The following is a 26,335-nucleotide window of genomic DNA, read 5'->3' as shown; positions in this document are numbered from 1 at the left end:
CTTCCCAAAGACATTGCACCCACTTCAAGCAGCAAGCATAGCTGCACATGACTGGCAGCGTCCGCCTGGATATTGCCTGGTCGACGCTACGCAACCTTTGCCGTACACTACGCGTGAAGCTTGCGAGAGCTTCATCCAAGACAGTTTTGGGGCCGATTAGGATTCGACGCCGGTTGCAAAACTCGAGGGGCATGCCGAGTTGGTAACAGAACTCGTAAATAAACTGTTGCAAAAATCCATAATTGCCAATGATGACAATTACGGTGCTCAACTAGCTGCGTAAGCAGCCTAGTCGCACTTCTGGTAGCTTCGGCTCCAGCAATCATTAGGGGATGTCTGTAAACCCGAAATGATTGTCATATAGAACAGAATCGCCGCGTAGTACGTTGTGGACGAAGTGGCTAAAAATTACACAACTCGCCCAAAGCACCCTGCCCGTCGGGCGGCCAAGGGTTAACTCAGTAGACACGGCTAAGCATGTAGAACCGACAGCGGAGTACTGGCGGACGGGGGTTCAAATCCCCCCGGCTCCACCACCTATACATCTAAAGACGTCCACGGACGTCTTTTTTTGTGCCTGAAACCCAGCAAGTACGGGGCTTTCAGCGCTATAGAGATCCATGAGCGTCCACGGACATCTATGTAATTATGTATTCCAAGTGGTATTCCAAGCTCTCAGCTGGTAATTTTTGGAATACACAATCAGCACTGGAATACACCATGGGTGCCCAAGCCACGCGCCTTTCTGACCTCAAAGTCAAAGCCGCAAAGCCTAAAGAAAAGGACTACACGCTTACTGATGGCAACGGTCTTCAAATGCGAGTGCGAATCAATGGCTCTAAGCTATGGAATTTCAACTATATCCATCCCGTAACCAAAAAGCGGATCAACATGGGGCTAGGCACCTTTCCCGAGGTGAGCCTGGCCCAAGCGCGCAAGCGGACCGTTGAGGCCAGGGAACTCGTCGCGCAGGGACTAGACCCGAAAGAGAGGCGCGACGCTGATCGACAAGCGCAAAAAGCAGCCACAGAACACACTTTCCAAAACGTATCGACCGCGTGGTATGAGCTGAAAAAGGATTCGGTGACCCCGGCCTACGCCGAGGACATCTGGCGCTCCCTCACTCTGCACATTTTTCCGGACCTAGGCACTACACCGATCTCATCCATCAGTGCCCCTAAGGTCATCAACCTGCTCCGGCCACTCGAAACCAAAGGCAGCCTTGAAACAGTTAAACGGCTGTCGCAGCGGCTCAACGAGATCATGACTTACGGGGTCAACTCGGGACTTATTCACGCAAACCCGCTCAGTGGGATTCGCTCCGTCTTCAAGAAGCCGAAAAAGAAGAACATGGCGGCACTTGCTCCCGAAGAGCTGAAAGAGCTCATGGTGGCAATTGCCAATGCCAGCATAAAAAGAACTACGCGGTGCCTGATCGAATGGCAGCTCAACACCATGACCCGCCCTGCAGAGGCGGCCACCACCCGCTGGGCGGATATCGACTTCGACAAGGGGATCTGGACGATTCCTGCGGAACGCATGAAGAAACGCCGCACGCACATTATCCCGCTCACGGAGCAAGCCTTGGCTCTCCTGGAAGCAATCAAGCCCTACAGCGGGCACCGGGAGTATGTGTTCCCCGCAGATCGTAACCCTCGAACCCATTGCAACAGCCAGACCGCCAACATGGCGCTAAAGCGTATGGGCTTCGAAGGGCGGCTGGTCAGTCATGGCATGCGCTCAATGGCCAGCACCATCCTCAACGAACAAGGTTGGGATCCGGAGTTGATTGAGGTAGCGCTTGCCCACGTCGACAAGGACGAAGTGCGAAGCGCCTACAACAGAGCGGACTATATCGAGCGCAGACGACCGATGATGGTCTGGTGGAGCGAACACATCCAGGAAGCTGCTACAGGAATGTTGGCGCTGATGGAAAATTGACCCACCCTGCCGATTGAAATTTGACCCAGGGCGGATTGCTGATTTCTTTACCAGCAACTGTGGATAAGTCTATCAACGCAGCTGCTCTTGATCCCCCTCTTTCGTTAGCCCAGTTCAGTTGTTGAAAACCTGCCGCATGCTGTCATGCAGCAGGCCACTCGTTCGGCATGGTCAAAACGGTTCGTCGTCCTCCGGTTCCTGGCCAGCCTTACGTTTTCGTTCCCGTGATTTGATCTTTGCCTGGGCCGCCAAGCTGCTGTGTTGCAAGCGATAGGACTCGTTGCCGGTTTCGACGATGTGGCAGTGGTGGGTTAGCCGATCCAGTAGGGCGGTGGTCATCTTGGCGTCGCCGAACACGCTCGACCATTCGGCGAAGCTCAGGTTGGTGGTGATCACCACGCTGGTGTGTTCGTACAGCTTGGACAGCAGGTGAAACAACAGGGCGCCGCCGGCCTGGCTGAACGGCAGATAGCCCAGCTCGTCGAGGATGACCAGATCCATGCGCAGCAGGGCCTGAGCGATCCGCCCGGCTTTGCCGTCGTGCTTCTCGCGCTCCAGCAGATTGACCAGATCGACCGTGGAGTAGAAGCGCACGCGCTTGCCGTGCCGGGTGATGCCGGACACGGCCAGCGCGGTGGCCAGGTGGGTTTTACCGGTGCCTGGCCCACCGATCAGTACCACGTTCTGCGCGGTGTCGGTAAAGGCTAGGCTGGCCAGCTCGCTGATCAAACGGGCGTCTGCGCTGGAGGCGCTGAAGTCGAAGCCGGCCAGGTCGCGGTGCATCGGCAGCTTGGCCATGTTCATCTGGTGGCTCACCGATCGCATGGCACGATCTGTGTGCTCTTGTTCCAGCAGGTGTTCGAGCAGCCACTTGGACGAGGCTGTGTTCGACTCACCCTGCGCAGTCAACTCCGCCCAGGCAGTGGCCATGCCGTGCAGGCGAAGCTCCTTGAGTTCCGCCATCAAATCACGCATGACCGATCTCCTCGGTCTGGCCACGCAGGCGGTCGTAGCGCGCCGTGTTGGCGACGGGGGCTTCTTTGAGCGACAAGTGGGTTTCGACGCTGGGCGGTGGCTCAGCCGCTGTCAGGCGCGCCACGACATTGAGGATATGTTCGGCGCTCAGGCTGCCGCTCTCCAGTACCAGGTCAACGGCCACCAGCACGGCATCGAGACCGGCGACCGGTACGGCAGCCAGGACTTGCGCCATGATCCGGTCACCGCCGGCATACCGGCCCAAACCGTGCTTGAGCTGACGCAGCGGCGCTGGCAGATCGGCAAAGGGCGCGCCGTTACGCAGCGCGCCGGGCTTGCGCTCGATCAGCGGGATGTAGTGCTGCCAGTCATAGCTGACCTGGTCGCGGTCCAGCAAACGCCCGTGGTTGGCGATCAGTGCGTCATCCGCGACTACTTCGATTCGGGTCGTATACAAACGGCTGCTGACCCACTTACCTGCGTACTCACAAGGCACCGAGTAGCGGTTGCGCCCGACGCTGACCAGGCAGGTGCTGGAAACCCGTGCCGCCCGCTCGACGTAACCATCGAAGGGCGCAGGCATAGGCATCAGTTCGGCCCGCTCCAACTCCAGCACCTCGGCCACGCTCAGGCCGCCGTATTGCGGGTGCGCCAGCTCGCTCCAGAGTGCCCGGCAGCGCTGGCCCAGCCAGGCATTGAGTTCTTCGAAGGAGTGAAATTGATGATCTTGGGCGTCTAACCAGATACGCCTGCGGCTGTCCTGCACGTTCTTTTCAACGATGCCCTTTTCCCAACCCGAGGCGACGTTGCAGAAGTCCGGGTCGAACAGGTAATGCGCGCACATCACCGCGAAGCGCGCATTCACCGTGCGGCCTTTGCCCTTGTTGACCTTGTCGACGGCGGTCTTCATGTTGTCGTAGATGCCCCGGCGCGGCACGCCACCCAACGCGCCGAACGCTCGCGTATGGGCGTCGAACAGCATCTCGTGGCCCTGGCTCGGATATGCCACCAGCCAGAACGCACGGCTGGCGCACAGCTTCAGGTGCGCCACCTGCATGCGCCGGTAAATGCCGCCGATCAGCAAACCCTCTTCGCTCCAGTCGAACTGAAACGCCTCGCCCAAGGCAAAGGTCAGCGGCACAAAGGCCTGCAACGCCTTGCCCTGCTCACCACGCCAGGCACGGACAAACGCGGTGAGCTGGCTATAGCCACCGTCGTACCCCTCGGCTTTGATTTGCGCCAACAGCGCCTTGGCACTGCGCCGCTGTTGCTTGGGCCGCAGCGAATCGGCTTTTAGCGCCTGCTCCAGCGTGGAGTGAAAAGCACTCAGCTTGTTGAAAATGGCCTTACGCAGGTACACCGGCTGCTTCGCCTCCGGTGCTCTGACCCACTTGCGAATCGTGTTGCGCGCCAACCCCGTGCGCTTGGCTATCTCATGCAGCGACAGCTTGTCGCGGAAGTACATCCGGCGAATTTTGCCCATCATTTCCATACTGATCACCCTGTGTTCTCCTGCTCAAAAATTGAGCAGGAGCAGTTGAACACCTGGGTCAGTTTTCAGTCGGCAGAACAGCCTCTACTGGGTCAGTTTTCGGTCAGCGGCAACAGCTTTACCATGCGGGAAGAGATCGCCCGGTATCTGAAAGGCAGGTCTCGCATCATTGGACGCCTAGCCTTGGAGAAAGACCGCCACCTTGTTGATGACGACTACTTAAGCTGGATTGAAAAGAGGAATAAGCGACAGTACGAATGGCTACGTAAAAGGATTGAAGACATAACTGAATTTAGATCTCTTCGAGGGCAACTTCGGCGCTCGGGGCATCTGACAGGCAGGACGCACCTGATCGCCATGCTTGATTTCTGGACCCTAGGTAGCACAGAGAAAGCACACGAAATCGAACATCTTCATAACAACTGGCTTAGTCACAAGGCAAAAGACAGTGCCTTCGAGTGGTTCGCAGACAAAAAGGAAGGGGCCAAACGCTGCAGTTGCGCCTGGGAGTGGCTGGAGAAGAACCAAAAATCCATATCGATCCGACAGCTGCCTATCAGCAATTACGAAGAGCTTCTCATATACTTCGATAGAGCGAATTTAGGTCAAAATGAGCAGAAAGCCATCATCCAACAGATCAAGAAGCGCTGGAATCGCCAGCAGTTCGACGAACGAGCTCCAGACAAAAAGCAGTGCAACGTCATGCTGACGATAAAGACGATCGATCTACTAGATAAGCTAGGTGACACTCACCGCCTGAAACGGGCCCAAGTCTTGGAACGCCTGATAACGATGGAGTCCGAGATTGGTATGTACCTAGACGACGCTTGAAAAATAGACACGAACGGCTTCATTCATCAGCAAGAGATTGGCAGAGCTGGCTCAGGAACAAGGCTCAGGTTCCCGAGTTCAAATCCTGCGACCGTATTCCAAACAGTATTCCATGAAATTTATTAACCACACTTTTGTGTTATTTTTCATGCGCTTAAGACATCGTTTCAGATTACCCCGGCACCAAATACCCTTCCCAGGAAGGACCAGAAAAGCCGTAAAGCCTAGAGAAATCAAAGCTTTACGGCTTTTTTATTACCCAGCGATTCCCACCTTTTCCCAGGGCATCCCACGCTTGACGGGGGCATATATGGGGGCATAAAACGCTCATCAGCTCGCTCGGAGAGGATGTGCCCCCAATGCCCCTGAAAGACACCAATTGCCGCAATGCCAAGCCCTAGGACAAGCCATACCGTCTGTATGACGAACAGGGTTTGTACCTGGAAGTGCAGCCCAACGGGGGCCGTTACTGGCGCTTGAAGTACCGCTTTCTGGGAAAGGAAAAACGCCTGGCGCTTGGTGTTTACCCAGAGGTCGGCTTACTGGAAGCTCGGCGCAAACGTGATGATGCTCGTGTCCAGCTCGCAGGTGGCCATGACCCGTCGCTGCAAAGACGCATGGCCAAGGTAGTCAGCCAACTCGATCACCAGCACACCTTTGAGTCGGTTGCCACTCAGTGGCTGAGTATTCGCGAGTCCTCATGGGACCCCGAGTACACACGCACGGTGCGGCAGCGCCTTGAACTCAACGCATACCCCTGGCTGGGAAAGCTACCCATCAGCAGCATTAGCACGCCCATGCTGGTCGAAAATCTGCAGCGCATCATCAAGCACGGTGCTCGCGAAACGGCGCGGCGTGTCGCGCAAATCTACAAACAGATTTTCGAGTTTGCCGAAGCTGCCGGCATCACACCGCCCAACCAGATAGGCAATCTGTCGCGCACGCTCCCATCCAAGAGGGTGAAACACTTTGCCGCAGTGACCGATCCTGAAAAGCTCGGCGAACTTCTGAAGGCACTGGATAGCTACACCGGCACACTCCCTGTTTGCTGCGCGTTAAAACTGGCACCGCTGCTGTTCTGCAGGCCTGGAGATCTGCGGCACATGGAATGGTCCGAGATCAATCTGGATGCCGGCGAATGGGTAATTCCTGGCCACAAGATGAAAGGGCTAACCATCGCCAAACACGATCGACCAGACCACATGGTCCCACTCAGCCGACAGGCCATCGCCGTTCTGTGCGACCTAAAACCACTGACCGGCCGGCATCGATATGTCTTCCCATCAGCACGCGGAGGTGATCGACCGATGTCCAACAATGCGATTCTCAGCGCCCTGCGCCGCATGGATATCGGGGGCGATGAAATGACCGGGCATGGCTTTCGCGCCACAGCGAGAACCATAGGTGCAGAGGTGCTAGGGTTCCGCCCCGACCTTCTAGAGCACCAGCTTGCTCACACGGTTAAAAATCCACTAGGACGCGCATATGACCGAACATCATTTCTGCCTGAGCGCCGCGAGATGATGCAGCAGTGGTCGGACTTTCTCGATGAAATAAAATTTCCTGATTACGCATAAACCTCAGCCAGCTTGAGGAGCCGGTAAGGCATAGGCGGTGTCCTCAGTGCGGCATAGCTGAACCGCTCTATCATGGCACCAAGGTCGAAGCGCCGGTTGAAGCGGTACTCGAACTCGGCCAGATAGCGCGGAGCATGCTTGAGATCGAACGCATGGAAAGTCCCGGTCAGGGCGTTTTTGACGTTGCCCAGCAGGGTGTTGACCCACTTGAAGGTCGGATGCTGGGCACTGGCCCGACCACTCCCTGTCACGATGGGCAAATGCTGGCACTCCCGCGCATCGAAAGCCCGGAAACATGCAAGACCGTCGCTGAATACGGTGCTTCCCGGCGCCACCGACTGCTGCGCGTAACTGCCGATCGCCTTGAGCGTGAAGGCCCGTACACGGCGTATCTGCAAATACTGAGGGTGACCTTCTGCGCTGGTCTGCACCGCCGCGATGAAGGGAACCTTGTTCTCCGAGCCGCGACCGCGCTTTCCCGGCCGCTCACCACCGAGATAGGCATCATCGACTTCAATGCGGCCACTGAGCACCGTGTTCCGTTCACGCTCGAACATCACCTGCATGATCTTGTGCTTGAGCTGCCAGGCCGTGTTGTAGCTCACGCCCAGTTCACGCGAGAGCTGCAAGGCCGACAAGCTGTTCTTGCGTTGAGTCAGCAGGTAGATCGCCAGGAACCAGGTGGTCAGAGGGAGCTTGGTACTGTCAAAAATCGTCCGCGCGGTCAGCGAGGCCTGATGATGGCAGCGGTTGCACTGATACAGCCGCCGCGCCAATTGGCAGCAGGCGCCCTGATGGCCACACTCGGGGCAGATGAAACCGGCTGGCCAACGTAGCTTGAAGAGCGCTTCGCGACACTGCTCCTCGGTTGCGTAGCGCTTAAGGAAGTTAGTGAGCGAAAGACCGGGCTGGAATTGAACCTGATTACGGGCCATGGGACACCTACTACTGGTTATTCATACAGTTAACCGTAGCAGGGGGTTTCAATGAAGCAACTGAGCTTGGTACGTAATCAGGTAAAATTTAGAGCGGAGTGACTTGCCAGCGAGCAGACGTTTGAGTAGCCTAGTGACGTCCCTGCGGGTCTCAACAGGCCCCAGTGTGTCAGACGACCTGTATAGGCCGCATTACTACAAGCCGGTTTGCATGCTAATGCTCTCCTGCCGATGTTTAATACATCGCCCCCTCTCGCTGAACCTCAAGTCGTATGCCTTTTTCTCAAAAGGTCACCGGCCTGCGTGGCTCCTCCAAGCCCCAGATTAGATACCTATTTGTATGCTGTGCGCCAAGCAAATCGCTTCGCGCTTATTTCGGCTACCCGAAAGCCTTCGGTTTTAATTGGTTGCGTCGCGCTTCCACGCGCTGCCGCTTGACCTGCTGCTTCGCATGGAGCGCCTGCGACGCAGTAACAGTACCAACGGTACTGGCCGCTCAAGTCCAAACGCTGCGCATTCTCTGTCATGCTTGCCCAATACCGGCTTCCCCGACACCAAGTTGCGAGGCCCTGCTTGAGCTGTTCACCGGATATGCCGAGCAGCTCTAGATGCTGCTCCGCATCCTTAAGAATGCCTTCTTTAAGCGGAGCCTTTGGGGCCGGACTGAGCGGAAAAGCCAATGGAAAGTGCCTCTGTAATCGCCAGATCGCTTCCACCGCTGGATCTTGCTCACGAGGACTCACTTGCCGGGAAGGCATCAGCTTGTACGGCTTCTTGATGTCAGCTTTTACCTGCTCTTTTTCGGCCCGCAGGCGGTCGCGTAGCTCAGCTAGTTGTTCAAAACTCATCGTTCAGTTCGCAGACTCATGGTTGATTCGTTGCGGACGATTATCCCATGCGTCATATGAAACCGCCTAACCAGGCGTTGGCGCGATCAGGTAATTGATACGCTGTGATCAGCGTTTCAACATGCCAAACTTGCTGGGCCAACTTGGCATAACCATGAAAAAACACGGTTATTGGATTAATGCTATTTGAATCGCCCGCGGCTGGCAGATTTTTGCCAATCATCAAAGGCCGCAATGGGCCGAAGGTGGCCTCAATCAATCGCGTTGAACTACAGGCGCATGCTCGGCCATCAACGCCATCGACCCAGTCGATAAATACCCGCAGCTTGGCGCTAACATGCCGGTTCGGCGGGGAAGCCACATACATCGGCATCGACGCCATGCTCCGCCTTTGCCCGGGTGGTTGAAACCGGAAGTTTCATCAAGGCCGCAGCCACCATGCAAATGAGCAAAACCAGCGTGACGCAGCTCGTCCAGCAATTAGAGGTGTGCTCTCTAACGGACATCCGCGTGGTGGCTTTTGTGCGGATAGTCGGCCACGGCATAACGGGTTTACCCTGTTTCTAAATCAACCAAATTAAGACTAGACCATTTATTTATCGCGTCCGAGCAATGTCGCTGCGCTCAGGGCAGCAATAGCTACCAACGGCGATACAGCCAGCAATAGTCCACTCATACCCGCCCCGGCAGCTAGCAGCTTGCCCGCCAGCATTGGACCGCTCATCGAACCTAGACGCCCAACCGCAACGGCGGCACCGACCCCGGTGGCACGTACCTTAGCCGGATAGATGCGTGGAGCCAGAGCATAGAGAATCAATTGGCCACCGACGGCACAGGCACCCGCCAGCATACCAGCCATGTAGAGACCCTGAAGTTGCTCCACCATCCCCAGCGCCGCCAGCGCGGCAAACATCCCCAGGTAAGCCAGCACTACAGCCATCAACGCCCTACCCTTGTCCATCAAGCGGCCCGCCAGCAAGGTGCCGAGTACTCCTCCGATATTGAACAACACCTGAATCACTGAGCTATCGAGGTGACTCACACCGCGCTCGATGAGCAGAGTTGGTAACCAGTTGAGCAGCATGTAGAGAATGGTCAGTGTGCAGAAGCAACTGCACCATAGGAGCAGGGTAGAGAAACCACGACCCTGCCCCATCAGCGCCTGCGAGGTGTCGCGCAATGGCAGCCCTTGATCGCGGTAGGCCCTTGAATCCGGTAGCCAGAGCATCAGCAACACGGCAATCAGCAGCGGTGCCACGCCGCCAACATAAAACACAAAACGCCAGTCGCCAGAGACCGAGAACAAACCGATTAGCGCGGCGATCGCCCCGCCCAGCGGCACGCCACAATAGGTAAGACTAACCGCCATATTGCGCAATCCTACGCTGGCCACCTCGGACGATAGGGCAATCAGGATCGGCAGCGCAGCCCCCATGCCCAAGCCGGTGAACAAGCGTGCCGCGAGTAACTGCTCGTAACTTGCACTGTAGGCGGTAAGCAGGGAGAAAAGACCGAACAGGATGACCGCTCCGATCAACACCTTCTTGCGGCCGAATCGGTCGGCCAACCAGCCGCCAAAAACCGCTCCAGGAAGTAGACCAATCAGTCCAGCGCTGAACACCCAGCCAAGCGCTGCCGAGTCCAGTTGGAAGGTTGCCGCCATAGCCGGTGCTACCACCCCTACGGCTTGAAGATCAAGACCTTCTAGAATGGCCACGATAAAACAGAGCAGGATGGTGCGCAGGGGGGACGCCGTCGGAACATTTGCAGCATGCATGAAGACCTCGACTCTTATTGTTATTCACCTGGCTGCATGTCAGCAGGCTGCTGGCATACGACCAGGACAATCACACACCGTTGACGCGGTAAACGCCAATCAGCACTTCGCTTTCACTGGTGTAATCGATGCTACCGACGAAGATGTAGTCGCTCAGCCAGGCGTATTTACCCGGCTGGGTCTTGAACGACGGTACAGTGCGGCAGTAGGAGTCGCTGTCCAACATATCCTCCAGCGCAATGCCTTTGGCCTGCTTGGCCAGGCCCGCCTCATTGAGGCGCCAGATGCCGGCGTTATGGATGATGATGATCTGGCCGTCATCGGTTTTCAGGCGATACAGCGCGTCGATCAGGGTTACTCCATCGTTGCGATCCACAGCCAGATCGGCACCACCGGGCACCACGGTGCCGCGCATGCCTTTACCGACGAAGGTGCCGCCAATGATCGGGTAGTTGATACGATAACCGTCGGCCCCCGTACCCATATCTTCCTCCGTCCCCAGTTTTACCTTGATCTGCATGATCAACTCGCTGTCGATGCGCTTCGGCTTGGTTTCCTGCAGCTCTGTAGCGGCGGCCCCAGCGCTGATAACCAGTAGCGCCATCACACTGGATACGCTGATCAAGCTGTCGACTATCTTGAGCAACGTACGACGCGCAAGAGGGTTTTTACGGTGAAGTCTCATAAGCTGTACTCCCATCAAATGATCAATAATTGTTCTAGGTATTGTTGTTATCACCGACAGCAAAATGTCCTGCCGACGGCTCAGACTGCGGGTGTATCGATCCGTCAACTGCGACACTGCTTTAACCAGTAAACCGAGTCCCTGGCTGCGCATGCGGCGCCTATGCGAGTGTCAAAACCGACCATGCAAGCCATCAGCACTGCGGATTCTCGATCAGCACCGCCATCCCCTGCCCCCCGCCGATACAGGCCGAGGCCACGCCATAGCACAAATTACCCTGGCGCAATTGATGGGCCAGGCTCATGCACAAGCGCAAGCCTGTGGCTGCTAGCGGGTGGCCCAGGGCAATCGAGCCGCCACAGCGATTGAGACGCGCGTCATCGAGCTCTAACGTCTGCTGCACGGCCAACACTTGCGCGCCTTGGGCTTCATTAATTTCGAATAAGTCGATGTCAGCCAGTTGCAGCCCACTGCGGCTCAGCAGCAGGCGGATGGCGTCGACCGGGCCAATGCCCATCACTTCGGGGGCCACGCCCACCGCGCTAACGGCTAACAGCCGCGCCAGCACGGGCTGCCTGGCAGTCGACTCGCGTCCAACCAGCACCGCCGCCGCGCCATCGACCACCGCGCAACTGTTGCCCGCCGTCTGCACACCACCGGCATGCACCGGGCGCAAGCGCGCCAGGGCTTCGAGACTGGTGGCCCGCGGATGGCTGTCCTGCTCGACCCGCTCAACACCGCGCGGCAACTCAATGGCGCGCTCGTGATAGCCGGGCAACGCAAAGCGTTCGTTGCTTACCGCAACCAACTCCTGCACGTACCAGCTCTGCTGACGCGCCGCCAGCGCTCGCTCGAAACTGGCCAGAGCGAAGGCATCGACCTGCTCGCGCGTGATGCCATAGCGCCGAGCCAGGTTCTCGGCCGTGGCGATCATGTCGATACCGGGCGCAGGGTCATACAGGGCCTCCCAGAGGAAGTCCTTGAACTCCACCGCCGCGCCCAGGCGAAAGCCATTGCGATGGGTGTAGGCGGCGATGGGGTTGCGTGACATCGACTCGGCGGCCACACACAGGGCCAACTCGGCACCGTTGGCGAGCTCCATGCCGGCCTGGCGCAGCAGCTCGAAGCCGGTACCACAGATCCGCTGCACGGCCAAAGCCGGCACGCTTTGCGGCACACCGCTATAAAGGCCGATGTGGCGCGGCAGCATATAGGCGTCAAAACTGGCCTGGCCCATCGATCCGGCCAGCACGCAGTCCACCGAAGCTGCGTCGATGGCGGCACGCGCCAGCACTTCGCGGCCGACCTTGATCCCCAGATCGATGGGCGAGACTTGCGCCAGCGCGCCGCCGCAATCGATCCAAGGCGTGCGCACGGCGTCCAGGATTGCAGTGTCGACAAAGGCCGAGTACAGCCCCTGCGCCTGACTCATGACACCGCCTCGTAGCGAATAATCTGCGGTGCACAGTCGCCGTACAGTGCCTCCACCTGAGTCGCGCGGGCCTGCAGTACTGCGCGCTGGTTGATACTGCCCTTGTCGGTGATCTCACCTCGATCAATTGACGCTGGCGTCTCCAGCAGACTGAGCCACTCCACGCGATTGGCGCTGCCGGTGGCCTGGCTGTTCAACTGACGCAGCCACTCGGCAAACCAGGCGCGCACCGCATCACTGGCCAGCACCTGGGCATCGCTTGCCGTTGCCGCCAACTCAGCCAGCCTGCGGCATTCGGCCAGGCGCGGGAACACCAGCAAACCCAGGCACTCACGATCCGGCCCAGCCACTACGACGTCCTGCACATAGGGCGTGCCGGCGAGCACCGCGCGGCTGCGCAGCGGACCGACGCTGACAAATACCCCCGAGGACAGCTTGAAGTCCTCGGCCATCCGTCCATCAAACATCAGTCCCAGCTGCGGCTGCTGCGCATCGGCAAATTTCAACGCATCACCGGAGCGATAGAAGCCCTCCTCGTCGAAGGCCTCGAGCGTCTGCTGCGGCGAGCGCCAGTAGCCGGCCATGATGTGCGGCCCGCGAAAACGCGCTTCGAGCTTGCCATCAACCGGTACCAGTTTGATTTCACAACCCGGTGCCGGCAGGCCGACATAACCCGCCATCGACAGCGGCCCGGTGGTAAAGGTGCAGGAAGGCGAGGCTTCGGTCATGCCCAGGCCAGCCATCATGCGGATGCGCTCGCCACAGTGCTGCTCGGCGATCCGATCGAGACGATCCCAGACACTCTGCGACAGGCCTGCCGCAGCGAAAAAGAACAGCTTGATGCGGGCAAAGAAACGCGTACGCAGCTCGGCATCGCGCTCCAGTGCGCCGACCAACTCCTCCCAGCCCTTGGGCACGGTAAGGTAGGCCGTGGGCGAGACGTCCTTGAGGTTGCGCAGCGTCTCGGCCATGCCCTGAGCCGTCGGCTTGCCGGCATCGATATACAAACTGCCGCCGTTGTACAGCACGATGCCGACGTTATGGCTGCCACCGAAGGTATGGTTCCACGGCAGCCAGTCGACCAGCACCGGCGGCTCGGCGGCGAACTCGGGAAAGGTCTGCAGCAGCATCTGCTGATTAGCGCAGAGCATGCCCTGGGTGGTGGGCACCGCCTTGGGCAGCTTGGTCGAGCCGGAAGTGAAGAGAAACTTGGCAATGGTCTGCGGCCCGGTCGCAGCAAAGGCCGCTTCGGCCTCGGCAGCACCCGACTGGCGCAGCAACTGGGCGAACGCAACACTGCTGCGCCCCGGCAGATCGCCACGGGTAAACACCAGCGGTAGCTCGACCGGTGTCAGGGTTTCAATGGCGCGCTGGAACGGCTCGGCATCCGCGGCGAAGATCAGGCCGGGCTGCAGCAGGTCGAAGATATGCCGCAGCTTTTCCAGATCCTGAGAAAGCAGCGAATAGGCCGGTGACACCGGGCAGTAAGGAATGCCTGCGTACATGGCCGCGAATGCCAGTTGCAGATGCTCCAGGTCATTCCCCGAGAGGATCACCAGTGGCCGCTCGGCAGGCAGCCCATAGCCCAGCAACGCCTGGGCAATCGCCCTCACGTTCGCCAGCATTTCGGTATAGCTGATCCGCCGCCAGCTACCATCCGCCGCGCGTTCGGCCACAAAGGTCACCTCCGGCGTTAGCCTGGCCCAATGCAGCAAGCGCTCCAGCAGTCGCTCGGGCGGCGGTGTCAGCGCTTCTGCGGCTTTCATGTAGATGGCCCCATCACGGCCCGAGATGATTTCCACGTCCGGACTGCCGATGGCGACCTGGCGATAGCGCACTCGGCTCGCACCTTGTGGCGCTACAGATTCAACATTCACTTCGCCTTCCTTCTCTTTTAGCGCCCACTGCGTTGCCCCACAGAGGGGCAACCGCACCAGGCGCACAACTTGTTTTTATTCTTTCGAGCCGGACACTACCGGCCGGCACTCTAGCCGCCCGACAGCTCAGGCCAGTTGCACTAGATCGGGTAGTGGCGCGGACCGTTCTGCACCGTGACCCAGCGCAACTGAGTGAAGTGCTCAATCGAAGCACGGCTGCCAAAGCTGCCGTAACCGCTGGATTTGACCCCACCGAACGGCATCTGCGCCTCGTCGTGCACAGTCGGTCCGTTGATATGGCAAATGCCGGACTCGACCCTCTGTGCCAAAGCCAGGGCACGCGAGACATTACGGCTGAAAATCGCCGCCGACAGGCCAAACTCCGAATCATTGGCAAGACGCAGCAACTCTTCGTCGCCCTCGCCGCGCAAGACCACGGCCACCGGGCCGAAGGACTCCTCGCGGTACAAGCGCATCGCCGAGGTCACCTCATCCAGCAACAACGGCTGCATGATGCTGCCATCGAGGCCTCCGCCCGCCACCAGGCATGCGCCCTTGGCCATTGCATCATCGACCAGCGCCTGGATCCGCTGACCGGCAGCCGCATCAATCAGCGAACCGAGTACCGCGCTCTTCTCATGCGGACGACCGGCGCGCAGCTTGGCGACCCGGAAGGCCAGTTTAAGCACGAATGCATCGGCCACCTTGGCATCGACGATCAGACGCTCGGTGGACATGCAGATCTGTCCCTGATTGAAGTACGCGCCGAACACGGCCGCATCGACTGCGGCATCCAGGTCGGCATCGTCCAGCACCAGCAGCGGCGCCTTGCCACCCAACTCCAGCAACGCTGGTTTCAAGTGCCGCGCAGCCAGCTCAGCGACAATCCGCCCGACATGGGTGGAGCCGGTGAAGTTGACCCGGCGCACCGCCGGGTTGGCGATCAACCGCTCGACAATGGCCGGCGCATCTTCCGGGGCATTACTGATGACGTTGACCACCCCATCACCCAACTCGGCTTCATGCAGCACCTGGCCGATCAAGCGGTGGGTAAAAGGACTCAGCTCCGACGCCTTGAGTACCACGGTGTTGCCGCAGGCCAACGGCATGGCCAGCGCGCGCACGCCGAGAATTACCGGTGCATTCCAGGGCGCGATGCCCAGCACCACGCCACATGGCTGGCGCAGGCCCATGGCAAAACTGCCGGGCACGTTCGAGGGAATCACCTCGCCGAGAATCTGCGTGGTCATCGCAGCGGCTTCGCGCAGCATGCCGGCGGCCAGCTGTACATTGAAGCCATACCAGTTGGCCGCCGCACCGGTTTCACTAGCAGCGGCCATAAACTCGGCCGAGCGTGACTCCATCAACTCGGCTGCCTTAAGTAGACGCAAGCGTCGTTCACCGGGAGACAGCGCAGCCCAAGCGGGAAAAGCAGCCTGAGCGGCGGCTACCGCGGCATCGGCATCTTCCAAGGTTGCGGCGGCCACCCGCGATACCACTTCACCATTGAACGGGCTGCAGCGCTCGAAAGTACGGCCATCGGCAGCCGGGCGGGCCTGACCGGCGATCAGTAAGGGCACATCGAACATAGGGAACTCCTCGTGTTGTACTTGTTCTAGAAGTGCGCCATACCCATTCAGGCCTGGCGCTCACCTCAGTGCCTTAGCGCTTATAAGCCTGCAGGCCCGGTTTGATACTCTTGTCATCGAGAAACTGCTTCATCCCCTGCTCTCGGCCGCCTTCGGTATCAAGCAGGCGGGACTGGTCGAGCTTGGCGTACAGGTAGTCCTCGTTCTGCTCCCAGGTCAGCTCGCGGCAGCGCTTGAAGCCGATCTTTGCCGCGCGCAGCACCACCGGGTTTTTATCCAGTAGATTGTTGGCCAGCTCAATCGTGGTTTCGCGCAGCTGCGCCAGCGGCACGCTCTCATTGACCAGCCCCATTTCCGCGGCTTTCTGCCCGCCGAAGGTCTTTCCAGTCATGATGTAGTACAGCGACTGGCGGTGACCGCAGGTGTCGGCCATGGCCTTACTCACCAGATTGCCCGGCGGTATGCCCCAGTTGATTTCGGACAGGCCGAAGGTGGCCTCGTCGGCGCAAATCGCCAGATCGCAAGCCACCAGAGGGCTGAAGCCACCACCGAAGCACCAGCCGTTAACCATGGCGATGGTCGGCTTGGTGTACATGCGCAGCAGTTTCCACTGCCACTGTGAGGCCTCACGACGGATCTTCTCTTGGAGAATTTCCGGGCCGGCATCGATCTCGCGGAAATACTCCTTGAGATCCATCCCAGCAGTCCAAGCTTCGCCGGCACCGGTCAGTACAAGCACTCGCGCCTCAGCATCCTGCTCCAGCACTTCCAACACTTCGACCATTTCACGGTTCAGCGTCGGGCTCATCGCGTTACGTTTTTCCGGGCGATTGAGCGTCACCCAGGCTATACCCGCTTCCAGTTCGACCTTCACGGTTTGCCAGCGATTTTCGTAGTTGTTCATGTCACACCCTTGCCTGCCTGTTTGGTTGAGGCAAAGCTAAGCCGAAATATTAGTTATGTCAATTAACTAATATTTCAATATTTCAGGCATCACCAGGCGGGTCAAAAATGGCGGAATTTGATCTAGCTTCAGTAAAATTGCTAAAAATCGAAAATATCTGCGATTTCTTAACAAGAAACTTCTTAAATGCGCTTTAATATTTTTGAAAAATATAAAGATCAGCACCGCAAGACTGATGAATTTTCAGCAGGTGGCTATCAATAACTAATAATGTTAACGCCATTATTTCAATGGAGCGCAACAGCCATCTCTCCGCGTCCTGGCGCGCCAATCAGCACATGCCGATACGCGATTGAACTCGACTGAACAGCGCCATGAACGACCTACTTACCCGCGCGAATTGCGCTCCAGGCTCGAGTGCGCAGCCGCTCAGCGGCAAGGGGCAACCCCTGTAACGAATAAAGCAACGGTAGCCTGTCATCTGGGACATACATCGCGGGATTGCCCCGGATACTTTCGTCCACCAGGGCTGTCGCATCCTTGTTGGCATTCGGATAACCAAGTGCATTACTGATCTTGGCGATCACCTCGGGACGCAGGATATAGTTGATAAAGGCATGCGCCTCATCAATGTGTGGGGTGCCCTTGGGGATAACCATCACATCGATCCACATGGGGGCACCTTCCCTCGGCAGGATCATCTCAATCTTCACGCCGTTGCCTGCCGCCTTTGCAAGTGTGCTTGCCTGCGCAACGCCGCCCGACCAACCAACCCCGACACAGATATCGCCGTTGGCAAGATCCATACCGTAGCGCGAGGAATTGAAATAGGTGATGTAGGGGCGAATGCCCAGCATCAGCTGTTTAGCCTGCTGGTAATCACTCGCCTCAAGTGAGTGCGGCGCCAGCCCCAGATAACGCAGGGCAATGGGAAAAATTTCACTCGCCGAGTCGATAAAGCCCACCCCACAACTGGACAGCTTGGCCATGGTGTCCTGGCGGAATATCAGCTCCCAACTGTCCAGCCGGGCATCGACACCCAATGCTTCGCGTACCTTGTCGACGTTATATCCAATCAGCGTGGTGCCCCACATATAAGGCACCGAATACTGATTACCAGGATCGCCACTAATGACCAACTGCTGCATGAATCGGTCGTCCAGATGCTGCCAGTTGCTCAATTTGCTGCGCTCCAGCGGCTCCAAGGCTCCAACCTGGATGAGCCTGGCAATGCCCGAGCTACCGGGGAAAACGACGTCATACCCCGAGTTCCCGGACAACAGCTTAAATTCCAGCAGTTCGGCACTGTCGAAGACATCATAAACCGGCCGAATCCCCGTCTCGGCCTCGAAGGCTTGGAGGATCTCCTCGGGCAGGTACTCGATCCAGTTGTAAATATGGACCGTCTTGCCCTCGGCAGCATGCGCAGACGCACTCAACAGTGCGCTGCCCAATAGGGCCAGCAGTTTGGTGATGGTCGGACTCATGAATCAGCTCCAAGGGTTCCAGCGTAAGCTCTAGCGGCATACATTTCAGCGCAACAACACATAGCTGAATATTTCTGGTGTAACCCAGTCCGGCATAAATCTACCCACTCGCAGCAATAATAGTTACCATAATTAATCAAAAACCCTCCATCAGGTTGGACTCGTATGTCTCGTAAAGCCAATACCCTGTCAGACGACGACGCTGCCAGCGCGCTCGACAGCTCACTGCACAACTTGGTTGGTTATGTACTGCGTCGTGCCCAAATGAAGTTCTTCAGCAACCTGGCTGCCCGGCTGGAGGCCTATGACATACGTCCGGCACAATTCACCGCGCTGACCATCATTGAGCAATCCCCAGGATTGATGCAGGCCGAGCTTGCTCGAGCACTGGCAATCGAGCCGCCGCAAGCCGTGCTATTAGTCAATAAGCTGGAAGAACGAGGGCTGGCCATGCGCGTGCGCAGCAACCCAGACAAACGCTCTTATGGTTTGTTTCTCAGCAAGGCCGGCGAGCAACTGCTCAAGCAATTGAAGACAGTGGTACAGCAAAGCGATTTGGACTCCAGCAGCGCACTGAGCGCCGAAGAGCGCGAACAATTGCTGGCGCTGCTCGGCAAACTCTACCGTGACGAATAAATGCAGAGGTCATCTGCCGGCCGCAGATGCCCCCTAATTCGTACAGTTTTAGCCTAACGACTCAACCCCCATTTCATCCCACACCTCTTCCGCCAGGTGAAAGGTTGCGTTGGCCGCCGGGATGCCGCAGTAGATCGCGCTCTGCATCAGCACTTCCTTGATCTCATCGCGAGTCACGCCGTTATTCTTCGCTGCTTTGAGGTGCAGTTTCAGCTCAGCCTCGCGGTTCATCCCAATCAGCATGGCGATGGTGATCAAACTGCGGGTATGCCTTGGCAAGCCGGGGCGGGTCCAGATATCACCCCAAGCATGACGGGTGATCATTTCCTGGAACTCGCTGTTGAACGGCGTCAGGTTGTCCTGACTGCGATCGACATGGGCATCGCCTAACACTGCGCGGCGCACCTGCATACCGGCTTCGTAACGTTGTTTCTCGTCCATCGTTGACGCTCCGTTTCAGGCTTGCAAAAAGGCCAGCACCGGCTGACTGAAGGCCTCACCGGCTTCGACGTTAGACAGGTGTGCGGCGTGCAACTCAAGCAGTTCGGCGCCCTCGATACGCTCAAGCATGAAGCGCCCATCGGCCACCGTGGTCACTGCATCTTGAGTACCGCAAACCAGCAGCAGCGGCAGCTTGATCGCGGCAATCTGCTCACGGAAATCGGCATCGCGCACCGCTGCGCAATTGGCGGCATAACCTTGCGGCGAGGTGGCGGCGAGCATGCCAACCACAGCCTCAGCCTTGGCCGGCCGGGCGTCGGCAAACTCCGGGGTAAACCAACGGGCGATTGAACCATCACGCAGCCCGCGCATCGCCGCCGGCCCCTCGCATAGCACCATTTCGATCCGTGGGTTCCACACCTCAGGGTTACCGATTTTCGCTGCGGTATTGCACAACACCACGCGCTGCAAACGCTCGGGGGCATTGATCGCCAGCCACTGACCGACCAAGCCACCCATCGACAGCCCGCAAAAAGACACCTTGGCGATATCCAGCGCATCCAGCAGTGCCAACACATCGCGGCCGTTCTGCTCGATGCTGTAACTGCCCTCAGTCACCAGCGACTGACCGTGACCACGGGTGTCGTAGCGCAATACCTGAAAGTGCTGGGTGAAGGCGACAATCTGCGCATCCCACATATGCAAATCGGTGCCCAGGGAGTTGGACAACAGCAACACCGGCGCACCGGCAGCACCCTCGAGTTGGTAATTCAGTTCGCCATCGGCGAGTTGTACGGCTGGCATAAGTCGTTCCTACAGCGAAAAATTCTGATGTTCTGCTACAGCGCGCTCGACCCACAGACGGGCCTGACCGAGGTAATGGGCCGGATCAAGTAAGCGATCCAACTCCTGCGAGGAAAGCTCGGCGCAGACCTGCGGTGTTTCGCCCAACACCTGACGCAGTTGAACGCCCTGCTCCACCGCACGCCGACAACACTGTTCGAGCAGATGGTGCGCTGCATCGCGACCGATACGCTGAGCCAGGGCAATGCTCACGGCCTCGGCCAGCACCAGGCCTTGAGTCAGGTCGAGGTTACTGCGCATGCGCACGGCGTCCACTTCCAACCATGGCACCACAAGCAGCGCCTGTTGCAAGGCACCGGAAACCAGGCAGCAAAGCTGAGGCAAGGTTTCCCATTCGGCATGCCAAAGGCCAAGGCTGCGCTCGTGCTCCTGCGGCATGGCACTGAACATGGTCGATACCAATCCCGGTGCGCGGATGGCTGCTGCGATCAGTACCGCTGCACTGACCGGGTTGCGCTTGTGCGGCATGGTCGAGGAACCGCCCTTGCCAGGCGCCGAAGGCTCAAACAGCTCGGCGGTTTCAGTCTGCATTAACAAGCTGATATCGCGACCGAGCTTGCCTAGGCTACCGGCCAGCATTCCTAACAAGCTGGCAAATTCCACCAGCCGATCGCGCTGGGTGTGCCAAGGCTGCTCCGGCAGGCTCAAACCCAACTCGATCGCCAATGACTCGCTAACCAGCCAGGCCTGCTCACCGAGGGCGGCCAAGCTGCCAGAGGCGCCGCCAAACTGCAGCGACAGCAGCCGTGGTTTGAGCTCCGCCAAACGCTGACGATGGCGGGTGACAGCGCCCAAGGTACCGGCCAACTTCATCCCCAGCGTTACTGGAGTGGCATGCTGCAACCAGGTGCGCCCGGCCAGCGGGGTATCGGCGTAGCGAACAGATTGGGTCGCTAGGCCGTCGGCCAACTGGGCCAGATCGTTTTCCAGCAAGCTGATGGCGGCGCGCAACTGCAGCACCAAGCCGGTGTCCATGGCGTCCTGACTGGTGGCACCGAGATGAACAAAACGCTCGGCCTGCGCATCGCTGGCGGCAATCTGCTTACCCAACGCCTTGACCAGAGGAATAGCCGAATTACCGGCGCTGACGATGGCCTCGGCCAACGCAGCGAAGTCATACAACTGCGCCTGACAAGCCGCAGCAATTGGCGCTACAGCCTCTGCCGGGATCAGCCCAAGCCGCGCCTCAGTCCGGGCCAGCGCCGCTTCGAAATCGAGCATACCCTGCACCCGCCCGTGATCGCAGAAAATCCCGCGCATAGCTGGCTGGCAGAAGTAGGCATCGAAAAGGTGGTTGCTCGGGCTGTTCAAGCCGATACTCCAGAAAGCGAAAAGAAGGGTTCGTTTTATAACAGTGAGTGCTCAACGGCCAGTAACTGTATGAGCAGGCCGATCTATCGCAGTTCGTAGCAAGGGCCAGCCAAAAGCGTAACCCAGCGCGTGGTCATGCCTAGGTATCGCTGCGTTCAACCCACCCTAGAAAGACTCGCATGTCGCTCCACACGCTCAATCGCCAGCGCCAGCCCCTGACCAACACCGACACACATGGTCGCAAGGCCGAGCCTACCACCGGTCTTTTGCAGCTGATGAACAGCGGTCAGTACCAGGCGATTACCACTCATGCCCAGTGGATGACCGAGGGCAATGGCGCCGCCATTCGGGTTGACGTTGTCGCTATCGTCCGCCAGGCCGAGATCACGCAGAACCGCCAGGCCTTGCGCAGCGAATGCTTCGTTTAGTTCGATCACGTCGAAAGCATCGATAGATAGATTCAAACGCGCCAGAAACTTGCGCACCGCCGGTACCGGGCCGATGCCCATGACCCGTGGCACAACACCCCCACTGGCCATGCCAAGGACTTTCGCGCGAGGCGTTAGCCCGTGTTTTTTCACCGCCTCGCGCGATGCCAAAATCATTGCCGAAGCACCGTCGTTAAGGCCGGAAGCATTGCCAGCGGTGACGGTTTTATCCGCGCCATTTACCGGTTTGAGCTTGGCCAAGGTTTCAGCGCTGGTTTCGGCACGCGGATGCTCGTCGGTGTCGATAACGCTGTCACCTTTTTTGCCCTTGATTACTACAGGCACTATCTCTTCGGCGAAGAAGCCAGCTTGCTGTGCGGCGGCGCGCAGTTGGCTGCGTAAGGCGAAGGCGTCCTGATCGGCACGATTGATATGGTAGTCATCCGCGACGTTGTCGCCGGTGATTGGCATGCTGTCGACGCCGTACTGCTCTTTCATCAGCGGGTTGATAAAGCGCCAGCCGAGGGTGGTGTCTTCCAATTTTTGCCCACGGCCAAAGGCGCTATCAGCCTTGCCCATGACATAGGGCGCCCGGCTCATGGACTCCACACCGGCGGCAATTGCCAGCTCCATTTCGCCGCTGGCGATGGCGCGAAATGCAGCTCCGATCGCCTCCATACCAGAGGCACACAAGCGATTAAGGGTTACCCCAGGCACGGTTTCCGGCAGGCCGGAAAGCACGTTGCGGTTGTCTTCACCGGCCTGGTTGGCGCAGCCCATAAAGACTTCGTCGACGGCGCGCCAATCCACGTGCGGATTACGCTCGAGCAAAGCCCGCAACGGGATCGCGGCAAGGTCGTCGGCACGTACCGCTGCCAGGCCACCATTAAGACGACCAATGGGCGTGCGCACGGCGTCACAGATGAATACTTCGCGGCTCACTCTTCACCACCCAACTGGGCATGAGCCGCTGCGGTGCGAGCTTCCAGCGCACGTAGCGCAGTCAGTTCGACGGTGCTGGGTACGACGCTCACAGTTACTTCTTCGGCAAATCGGATCGGCCAGCCGGTAGCGGCGATCACCTGCTCGCGGGTCACCCCCGGATGCAAAGTGGTGACGATAAATTCGTTTGTGCAAGTTTCCGGCTCCATGATGCACAGGTCAGTGATGATCCCCACCGGCCCAGCGCCCGGCAGCCCAAGACGCTGACGGTGATCGCCGCCCTCGCCGAAACCAACCGAGGTAATAAACGCCAGCTTGTCGACAAAGGTGCGGTGTGACTGCTTGAGCATAATCAGCACCTGTTTGGCCGAGCCAGCAATTTCCGGCGCACCACCGGCACCCGGCAGGCGCACTTTCGGCCGACTGTAGTCGCCGATGACCGTGGTGTTGATGTTGCCGTACTTATCGACTTGAGCCGCTCCTAGAAAACCCATATCGATGCGGCCGCCTTGCAGCCAGTAGCGGAAAATTTCGCCAGTCGGCACTACGGTATCGGCCGTTTCGGCCAGCTCGCCGTCGCCAATCGATAGCGGCAACACACTGGGTTTGGCGCCAATAGGGCCAGACTCATAGGTCAACACCACGTCCGGCGACGACGTCAGCCGCGCCAGGTTGGCGGCTTTGGATGGTAGGCCGATGCCGACAAAGCAGACCGCACCATTTTGCAAACGGCGGGCGGCGGCCACGGTCATCATTTCATTAGTACTGTAGGCGCTCATTACTTGGCCTCCGCGAGTTTGGCTTGGAAGGCGGCGAAATCAGTAGTGCCGCGAATGTACTGATCAATCCAGGCTCTGAAACCGTCACGATCACGAGCGATCGGATCCCAAGCTTGATAGAATGGATTGTCACGCTCGTAGTAACCGTGGGCGTACGACGGATGCGCGCCGCCTGGCACATGGCAAACCGCACTCAGCGCCCAAGTCGGCAGCACGCAGGCATTCATCGGCGCATTCAGGTCGTCGACTAGCTCTTCGACTGTAACGATGCAGCGCTTGGCCGCCAGGGCCGCTTCTTTCTGCACGCCAAGGATGCCCCAGAGCAACACATTGCCCTTGCGATCAGCTTTTTGCGCGTGGATCACCGTCACGTCCGGGCGCACCGCCGGCACCGCGGCTAACACCTCGCCGGTAAAGGGACAGGTTACGGTTTTGATCCACGGATTGACCTTAGGCAGGTCGCAACCGGCATAAGCGCGCAGCACTGCAAACGGCAACCCCGAGGCACCGGCGATGTAGGAATTGGCAAGGTCGGCGTGACTGTGCTCTTCGATTTCCAGAGCCTGCGGCCAGTCTTTTTCCACCGCATCACGCAGCCGATGCAGAGAGCCGACCCCGGGATTACCACCCCAGGAGAACACCAGTTCCTTCGCACAACCGGCGCCGATCAGCAGATCGTAGACCAAGTCCGGGGTCATGCGCACCAGCGTCAGGTCTTTCTTGTTCTGCCGGATCAGCTCATGGGCCGCAGCCGTTGGAATCAGGTGGGTGAAGCCTTCGAGGGCAACGGTGTTGCCGTCGTGGACGAAGCGCTGGATGGCTTCGCGCAGAGAAATGATTTCAGCCATGGTGGTTCTCGATGGTTTGGCGGAACGTGGCAGTACGCCGGTTGCAGAAAAAGTACTCTCGGGCCAGTCAGCAAACAATCCGATAATCGATTAATGGTCCGATAATCGAACACGACCTACAGCTATAGCCTTAGGTTCTGTTCACGATCTTTCCGCAACCACGCTCAGGGAGAAGAAGCCGGTGGATAAGCACAGCGTTATCCACCCTACGGGTCTTTACGCCCTTGATCTTTGGGACGCTGCCGTCAAAGGTCTTGCGAGTTAGTGCCAGACAAGACGAATCGGGTGACCGAAAGCGGAGTTGACATGAGTCAATGAGCATTTCGGATACCCGATTCAAGGCAGCATGGCCGACGTGCAGCAGACCGACAGGACATCAGGTGGCGTCGCGGCGATGGCGGCTGGTCCACCCGCAGAGGAGTCGTACAACCTATCCACGGCACTCTCCCGCGCCGCGCTATCCGCGTGAACCAAGGCACGCTCACTGCCAATAGACACAGGGGCCGAGCGCACTCAGGGTGCACTGTCCGCAGACGCCTCACCGGGTGCGCCAGCGTTGATAAATTCAGCCCAGACCGCATGACCAACATCTGCGTGTTTGGGCGGCATGCTCTCCAGAAGGGTAAGCCGGCGCCGGGTTTGATTATCGGGGTAGAGTCCGGGCTGGTTGCGCAATGCCTCGTCGACGAAGTCCTTAGCCTTGAGATTGCCACTGCCGTACAGGGTTTCGCTGCTGATCTGTGCGGCTATTTCCGGCCGCAGCAAGTAATCGATCAAGCGCATGGCAAGGTCGGGACGCTTGGCGCTGCTTGGAATGACCAGGCTATCGATAAAGAAAGACGCACCTTCATCCGGGATCACAAAGCGCACATCCTGTCCCGCCGCCGCTGCGGCCAGCGCATCACCAACCCAGGACATGGCAACACACAGCTTACCCTCGCGCAGGTCGTTGATGTAGCGCGTGCTGCTGACGTAGCGAATGTCCGGGCGCAACTCCAGCAGCAGCTTGCTGGCTTTCTCTAGCCGGCTCTTGGGGCTGCGCGCCAAGTCTCGGCCCTGATAACGCAGCAAGGTGGTCAGGCCTTCATTGCCCCCCTCCTGCCAGCTGATACCACAACTGGCCAGACGGCGACTTTGCTCAGGATCGAATAACACACTCCAACTATTGGGCAGTGGCCCACCAAAAGCCGCCTCAGCCAGTGGCGTATTGATCGCCAGACCGGTAACCCCCCACAGGTAAGGCACCGCATAGCGATTACCAAGGTCAAGCGCCTTCAACGCCCCCAGCAAATGGGGCGATAAGTACTTGCGATTAGGTAATTGCTTAGGATCCAAAGGTTGAATGGTGCCGCTTTCGATTAGCCGCGGCAGGTCGTTGTGCGTCTGCACGGAAACATCAATCGGCACGCCACGGCTTAACGCATCTTCAATCTCCTGGGGCGAGGTATAGGTGTGGTAATCCACCCGAATACCCGTCTCAGCCTCGAAGCTCTTAAGCACTGGCAGAGCCATGTAGCCCTCCCAGTTGTAGACCGTAACAACCTCTTCAGCGCAGGCCAAAAGCGGCGTCAGCACCAGTAGCAGCAAGCCATATAAACGAGACATCCCTACTCCAATTTTTATTTGAATTGTATGTTTGGGTCGTACTGGTTACCTGGGCGAGATCAACGTCGCGACCTTCGCCAGGCAGTTTTAATGACGTTTTACCTTCAAGCGCGTGGGCGCTTAAGCCCACT

At 58.5% G+C, this 26,335-nt stretch carries 22 protein-coding genes, 1 other RNA gene and 3 pseudogenes; 6 read left to right on the top strand and 20 right to left on the bottom strand.

Annotation, left to right across the window (positions count from 1 at the left end; translation table 11 throughout):
• The first annotated feature begins 148 nt into the window (after positions 1-148).
• Both ssrA and VCJ09_RS04110 read left to right on the top strand, forming a co-directional pair.
• Positions 149-536: a transfer-messenger RNA gene (gene ssrA / locus VCJ09_RS04115) on the top strand.
• 184 nt (positions 537-720) lie between these two features.
• Positions 721-1,941: an integrase domain-containing protein gene (locus VCJ09_RS04110; RefSeq protein ID WP_324733242.1), complete on the top strand. Its 1,221-nt coding sequence runs from the start codon at positions 721-723 to the stop codon at positions 1,939-1,941.
• A gap of 171 nt (positions 1,942-2,112) precedes the next feature.
• Here the strand turns inward: VCJ09_RS04110 and istB are convergent, their stop codons facing one another.
• Positions 2,113-2,916 carry an IS21-like element ISPst3 family helper ATPase IstB gene (gene istB, locus VCJ09_RS04105; RefSeq protein ID WP_324733241.1) on the bottom strand — a complete coding sequence of 268 codons (804 nt, stop codon included), beginning with the start codon at positions 2,914-2,916 and terminating at the stop codon, positions 2,113-2,115.
• Positions 2,909-4,408: an IS21 family transposase gene (istA, locus tag VCJ09_RS04100; RefSeq protein WP_324734593.1), complete on the bottom strand. Its 1,500-nt coding sequence runs from the start codon at positions 4,406-4,408 to the stop codon at positions 2,909-2,911. Before istA ends, istB begins: the two co-directional genes overlap by 8 nt.
• A gap of 45 nt (positions 4,409-4,453) precedes the next feature.
• Here istA and VCJ09_RS04095 point away from each other — a divergent pair, with 45 nt between their 5' ends.
• Positions 4,454-5,239: a hypothetical protein gene (locus tag VCJ09_RS04095; protein ID WP_324733240.1), complete on the top strand. Its 786-nt coding sequence runs from the start codon at positions 4,454-4,456 to the stop codon at positions 5,237-5,239.
• A 416-nt stretch (positions 5,240-5,655) separates the two neighbouring features.
• Positions 5,656-6,816 (top strand): tyrosine-type recombinase/integrase, encoded by a 1,161-nt coding sequence (locus tag VCJ09_RS04090; RefSeq protein ID WP_324734592.1) that lies wholly within the window; start codon positions 5,656-5,658, stop codon positions 6,814-6,816.
• On the opposite strand, the gene VCJ09_RS04085 is transcribed toward VCJ09_RS04090, so the two are convergent.
• The 4 genes and pseudogenes from VCJ09_RS04085 to VCJ09_RS04070 form a co-directional block, all read right to left on the bottom strand.
• Entirely contained in the window at positions 6,807-7,751 is a 945-nt protein-coding gene (locus VCJ09_RS04085; protein WP_324733239.1) for an IS1595 family transposase, read from the bottom strand. The genes VCJ09_RS04090 and VCJ09_RS04085 overlap by 10 nt on opposite strands.
• A gap of 379 nt (positions 7,752-8,130) precedes the next feature.
• Positions 8,131-8,599 (bottom strand): annotated as a pseudogene (locus tag VCJ09_RS04080) (ProQ/FinO family protein).
• A gap of 52 nt (positions 8,600-8,651) precedes the next feature.
• Complete coding sequence (locus VCJ09_RS04075) at positions 8,652-8,822, bottom strand: hypothetical protein (protein WP_324733238.1); 171 nt, start codon at positions 8,820-8,822, stop codon at positions 8,652-8,654.
• Positions 8,823-8,854: 32 nt separating this feature from the next.
• Positions 8,855-8,981, bottom strand: a pseudogene (locus tag VCJ09_RS04070) (LysR family transcriptional regulator); the annotation flags it as partial.
• A gap of 17 nt (positions 8,982-8,998) precedes the next feature.
• Between VCJ09_RS04070 and VCJ09_RS04065 the strand changes: the two are divergent.
• Positions 8,999-9,085 (top strand): annotated as a pseudogene (locus VCJ09_RS04065) (LysR family transcriptional regulator); the annotation flags it as partial.
• 106 nt (positions 9,086-9,191) lie between these two features.
• On the opposite strand, the gene mhpT reads toward VCJ09_RS04065, so the two are convergent.
• From mhpT to VCJ09_RS04030, 7 genes are all read right to left on the bottom strand, one after another.
• Entirely contained in the window at positions 9,192-10,376 is a 1,185-nt protein-coding gene (mhpT, locus tag VCJ09_RS04060) for a 3-(3-hydroxy-phenyl)propionate transporter MhpT (RefSeq protein ID WP_324733237.1), read from the bottom strand.
• Between the two features lie 70 nt (positions 10,377-10,446).
• Positions 10,447-11,061, bottom strand: coding sequence for a DUF3237 domain-containing protein (locus tag VCJ09_RS04055; RefSeq protein ID WP_324733236.1), 615 nt, complete (start codon positions 11,059-11,061; stop codon positions 10,447-10,449).
• Between the two features lie 193 nt (positions 11,062-11,254).
• Complete coding sequence (locus VCJ09_RS04050) at positions 11,255-12,493, bottom strand: thiolase family protein (protein WP_324733235.1); 1,239 nt, start codon at positions 12,491-12,493, stop codon at positions 11,255-11,257.
• Complete coding sequence (locus VCJ09_RS04045; protein WP_324733234.1) at positions 12,490-14,370, bottom strand: feruloyl-CoA synthase; 1,881 nt, start codon at positions 14,368-14,370, stop codon at positions 12,490-12,492. The genes VCJ09_RS04050 and VCJ09_RS04045 overlap by 4 nt, the downstream gene beginning before the upstream one ends.
• Before the next feature lie 140 nt (positions 14,371-14,510).
• Positions 14,511-15,959: an aldehyde dehydrogenase gene (locus VCJ09_RS04040; RefSeq protein ID WP_324733233.1), complete on the bottom strand. Its 1,449-nt coding sequence runs from the start codon at positions 15,957-15,959 to the stop codon at positions 14,511-14,513.
• A gap of 73 nt (positions 15,960-16,032) precedes the next feature.
• Positions 16,033-16,863, bottom strand: a complete 831-nt coding sequence (locus tag VCJ09_RS04035; RefSeq protein WP_324733232.1) for a p-hydroxycinnamoyl CoA hydratase/lyase — start codon at positions 16,861-16,863, stop codon at positions 16,033-16,035.
• 383 nt (positions 16,864-17,246) lie between these two features.
• Entirely contained in the window at positions 17,247-18,350 is a 1,104-nt protein-coding gene (locus tag VCJ09_RS04030) for a polyamine ABC transporter substrate-binding protein (RefSeq protein WP_324733231.1), read from the bottom strand.
• Between the two features lie 165 nt (positions 18,351-18,515).
• On the opposite strand from VCJ09_RS04030, the gene VCJ09_RS04025 reads away from it, so the two are divergent.
• Positions 18,516-18,986 (top strand): MarR family winged helix-turn-helix transcriptional regulator, encoded by a 471-nt coding sequence (locus VCJ09_RS04025; RefSeq protein ID WP_324733230.1) that lies wholly within the window; start codon positions 18,516-18,518, stop codon positions 18,984-18,986.
• Between the two features lie 48 nt (positions 18,987-19,034).
• Here the strand turns inward: VCJ09_RS04025 and pcaC are convergent, their stop codons facing one another.
• The 7 genes from pcaC to VCJ09_RS03990 all read right to left on the bottom strand — a co-directional run bounded on the left by pcaC (position 19,035) and on the right by VCJ09_RS03990 (position 26,204).
• Entirely contained in the window at positions 19,035-19,427 is a 393-nt protein-coding gene (gene pcaC, locus VCJ09_RS04020; RefSeq protein WP_324733229.1) for a 4-carboxymuconolactone decarboxylase, read from the bottom strand.
• Positions 19,428-19,442: 15 nt separating this feature from the next.
• Positions 19,443-20,231: a 3-oxoadipate enol-lactonase gene (gene pcaD, locus VCJ09_RS04015; RefSeq protein ID WP_324733228.1), complete on the bottom strand. Its 789-nt coding sequence runs from the start codon at positions 20,229-20,231 to the stop codon at positions 19,443-19,445.
• Positions 20,232-20,240: 9 nt separating this feature from the next.
• Entirely contained in the window at positions 20,241-21,602 is a 1,362-nt protein-coding gene (locus VCJ09_RS04010; protein WP_324733227.1) for a 3-carboxy-cis,cis-muconate cycloisomerase, read from the bottom strand.
• Positions 21,603-21,757: 155 nt separating this feature from the next.
• Positions 21,758-22,972: a 3-oxoadipyl-CoA thiolase gene (gene pcaF, locus VCJ09_RS04005; RefSeq protein ID WP_324733226.1), complete on the bottom strand. Its 1,215-nt coding sequence runs from the start codon at positions 22,970-22,972 to the stop codon at positions 21,758-21,760.
• Positions 22,969-23,751, bottom strand: a complete 783-nt coding sequence (locus tag VCJ09_RS04000) for a CoA-transferase subunit beta (protein ID WP_324733225.1) — start codon at positions 23,749-23,751, stop codon at positions 22,969-22,971. The genes pcaF and VCJ09_RS04000 overlap by 4 nt, the downstream gene beginning before the upstream one ends.
• Complete coding sequence (locus VCJ09_RS03995) at positions 23,751-24,599, bottom strand: CoA transferase subunit A (RefSeq protein WP_324733224.1); 849 nt, start codon at positions 24,597-24,599, stop codon at positions 23,751-23,753. The genes VCJ09_RS04000 and VCJ09_RS03995 overlap by 1 nt, the downstream gene beginning before the upstream one ends.
• Before the next feature lie 513 nt (positions 24,600-25,112).
• Positions 25,113-26,204 (bottom strand): extracellular solute-binding protein, encoded by a 1,092-nt coding sequence (locus VCJ09_RS03990; RefSeq protein WP_324733223.1) that lies wholly within the window; start codon positions 26,202-26,204, stop codon positions 25,113-25,115.
• Positions 26,205-26,335: the final 131 nt, after the last annotated feature.

Origin of the sequence: Pseudomonas paeninsulae (assembly GCF_035621475.1) — a bacterium.
In the GTDB taxonomy this organism is placed as follows: Bacteria; Pseudomonadota; Gammaproteobacteria; order Pseudomonadales; family Pseudomonadaceae; genus Aquipseudomonas; species Aquipseudomonas paeninsulae.
The sequence above is the reverse complement of the archived record's forward strand: the minus strand, read 5'-3'. Positions and strand labels throughout refer to the sequence as shown.

Bases quoted from the DNA above. Each gene is read 5' to 3' on its own strand.
- VCJ09_RS04110 (WP_324733242.1), top strand. From the start codon at position 721: ATGGGTGCCCAAGCCACGCGCCTTTCTGACCTCAAAGTCAAAGCCGCA.
- istB (WP_324733241.1), bottom strand. From the start codon at position 2,916: ATGCGTGATTTGATGGCGGAACTCAAGGAGCTTCGCCTGCACGGCATG.
- istA (WP_324734593.1), bottom strand. From the start codon at position 4,408: ATGGAAATGATGGGCAAAATTCGCCGGATGTACTTCCGCGACAAGCTG.
- VCJ09_RS04085 (WP_324733239.1), bottom strand. From the start codon at position 7,751: ATGGCCCGTAATCAGGTTCAATTCCAGCCCGGTCTTTCGCTCACTAAC.
- VCJ09_RS04075 (WP_324733238.1), bottom strand. From the start codon at position 8,822: ATGATTGGCAAAAATCTGCCAGCCGCGGGCGATTCAAATAGCATTAAT.
- mhpT (WP_324733237.1), bottom strand. From the start codon at position 10,376: ATGCATGCTGCAAATGTTCCGACGGCGTCCCCCCTGCGCACCATCCTG.
- VCJ09_RS04055 (WP_324733236.1), bottom strand. From the start codon at position 11,061: ATGAGACTTCACCGTAAAAACCCTCTTGCGCGTCGTACGTTGCTCAAG.
- VCJ09_RS04050 (WP_324733235.1), bottom strand. From the start codon at position 12,493: ATGAGTCAGGCGCAGGGGCTGTACTCGGCCTTTGTCGACACTGCAATC.
- VCJ09_RS04040 (WP_324733233.1), bottom strand. From the start codon at position 15,959: ATGTTCGATGTGCCCTTACTGATCGCCGGTCAGGCCCGCCCGGCTGCC.
- VCJ09_RS04035 (WP_324733232.1), bottom strand. From the start codon at position 16,863: ATGAACAACTACGAAAATCGCTGGCAAACCGTGAAGGTCGAACTGGAA.
- VCJ09_RS04030 (WP_324733231.1), bottom strand. From the start codon at position 18,350: ATGAGTCCGACCATCACCAAACTGCTGGCCCTATTGGGCAGCGCACTG.
- VCJ09_RS04025 (WP_324733230.1), top strand. From the start codon at position 18,516: ATGTCTCGTAAAGCCAATACCCTGTCAGACGACGACGCTGCCAGCGCG.
- pcaC (WP_324733229.1), bottom strand. From the start codon at position 19,427: ATGGACGAGAAACAACGTTACGAAGCCGGTATGCAGGTGCGCCGCGCA.
- pcaD (WP_324733228.1), bottom strand. From the start codon at position 20,231: ATGCCAGCCGTACAACTCGCCGATGGCGAACTGAATTACCAACTCGAG.
- VCJ09_RS04000 (WP_324733225.1), bottom strand. From the start codon at position 23,751: ATGAGCGCCTACAGTACTAATGAAATGATGACCGTGGCCGCCGCCCGC.
- VCJ09_RS03995 (WP_324733224.1), bottom strand. From the start codon at position 24,599: ATGGCTGAAATCATTTCTCTGCGCGAAGCCATCCAGCGCTTCGTCCAC.
- VCJ09_RS03990 (WP_324733223.1), bottom strand. From the start codon at position 26,204: ATGTCTCGTTTATATGGCTTGCTGCTACTGGTGCTGACGCCGCTTTTG.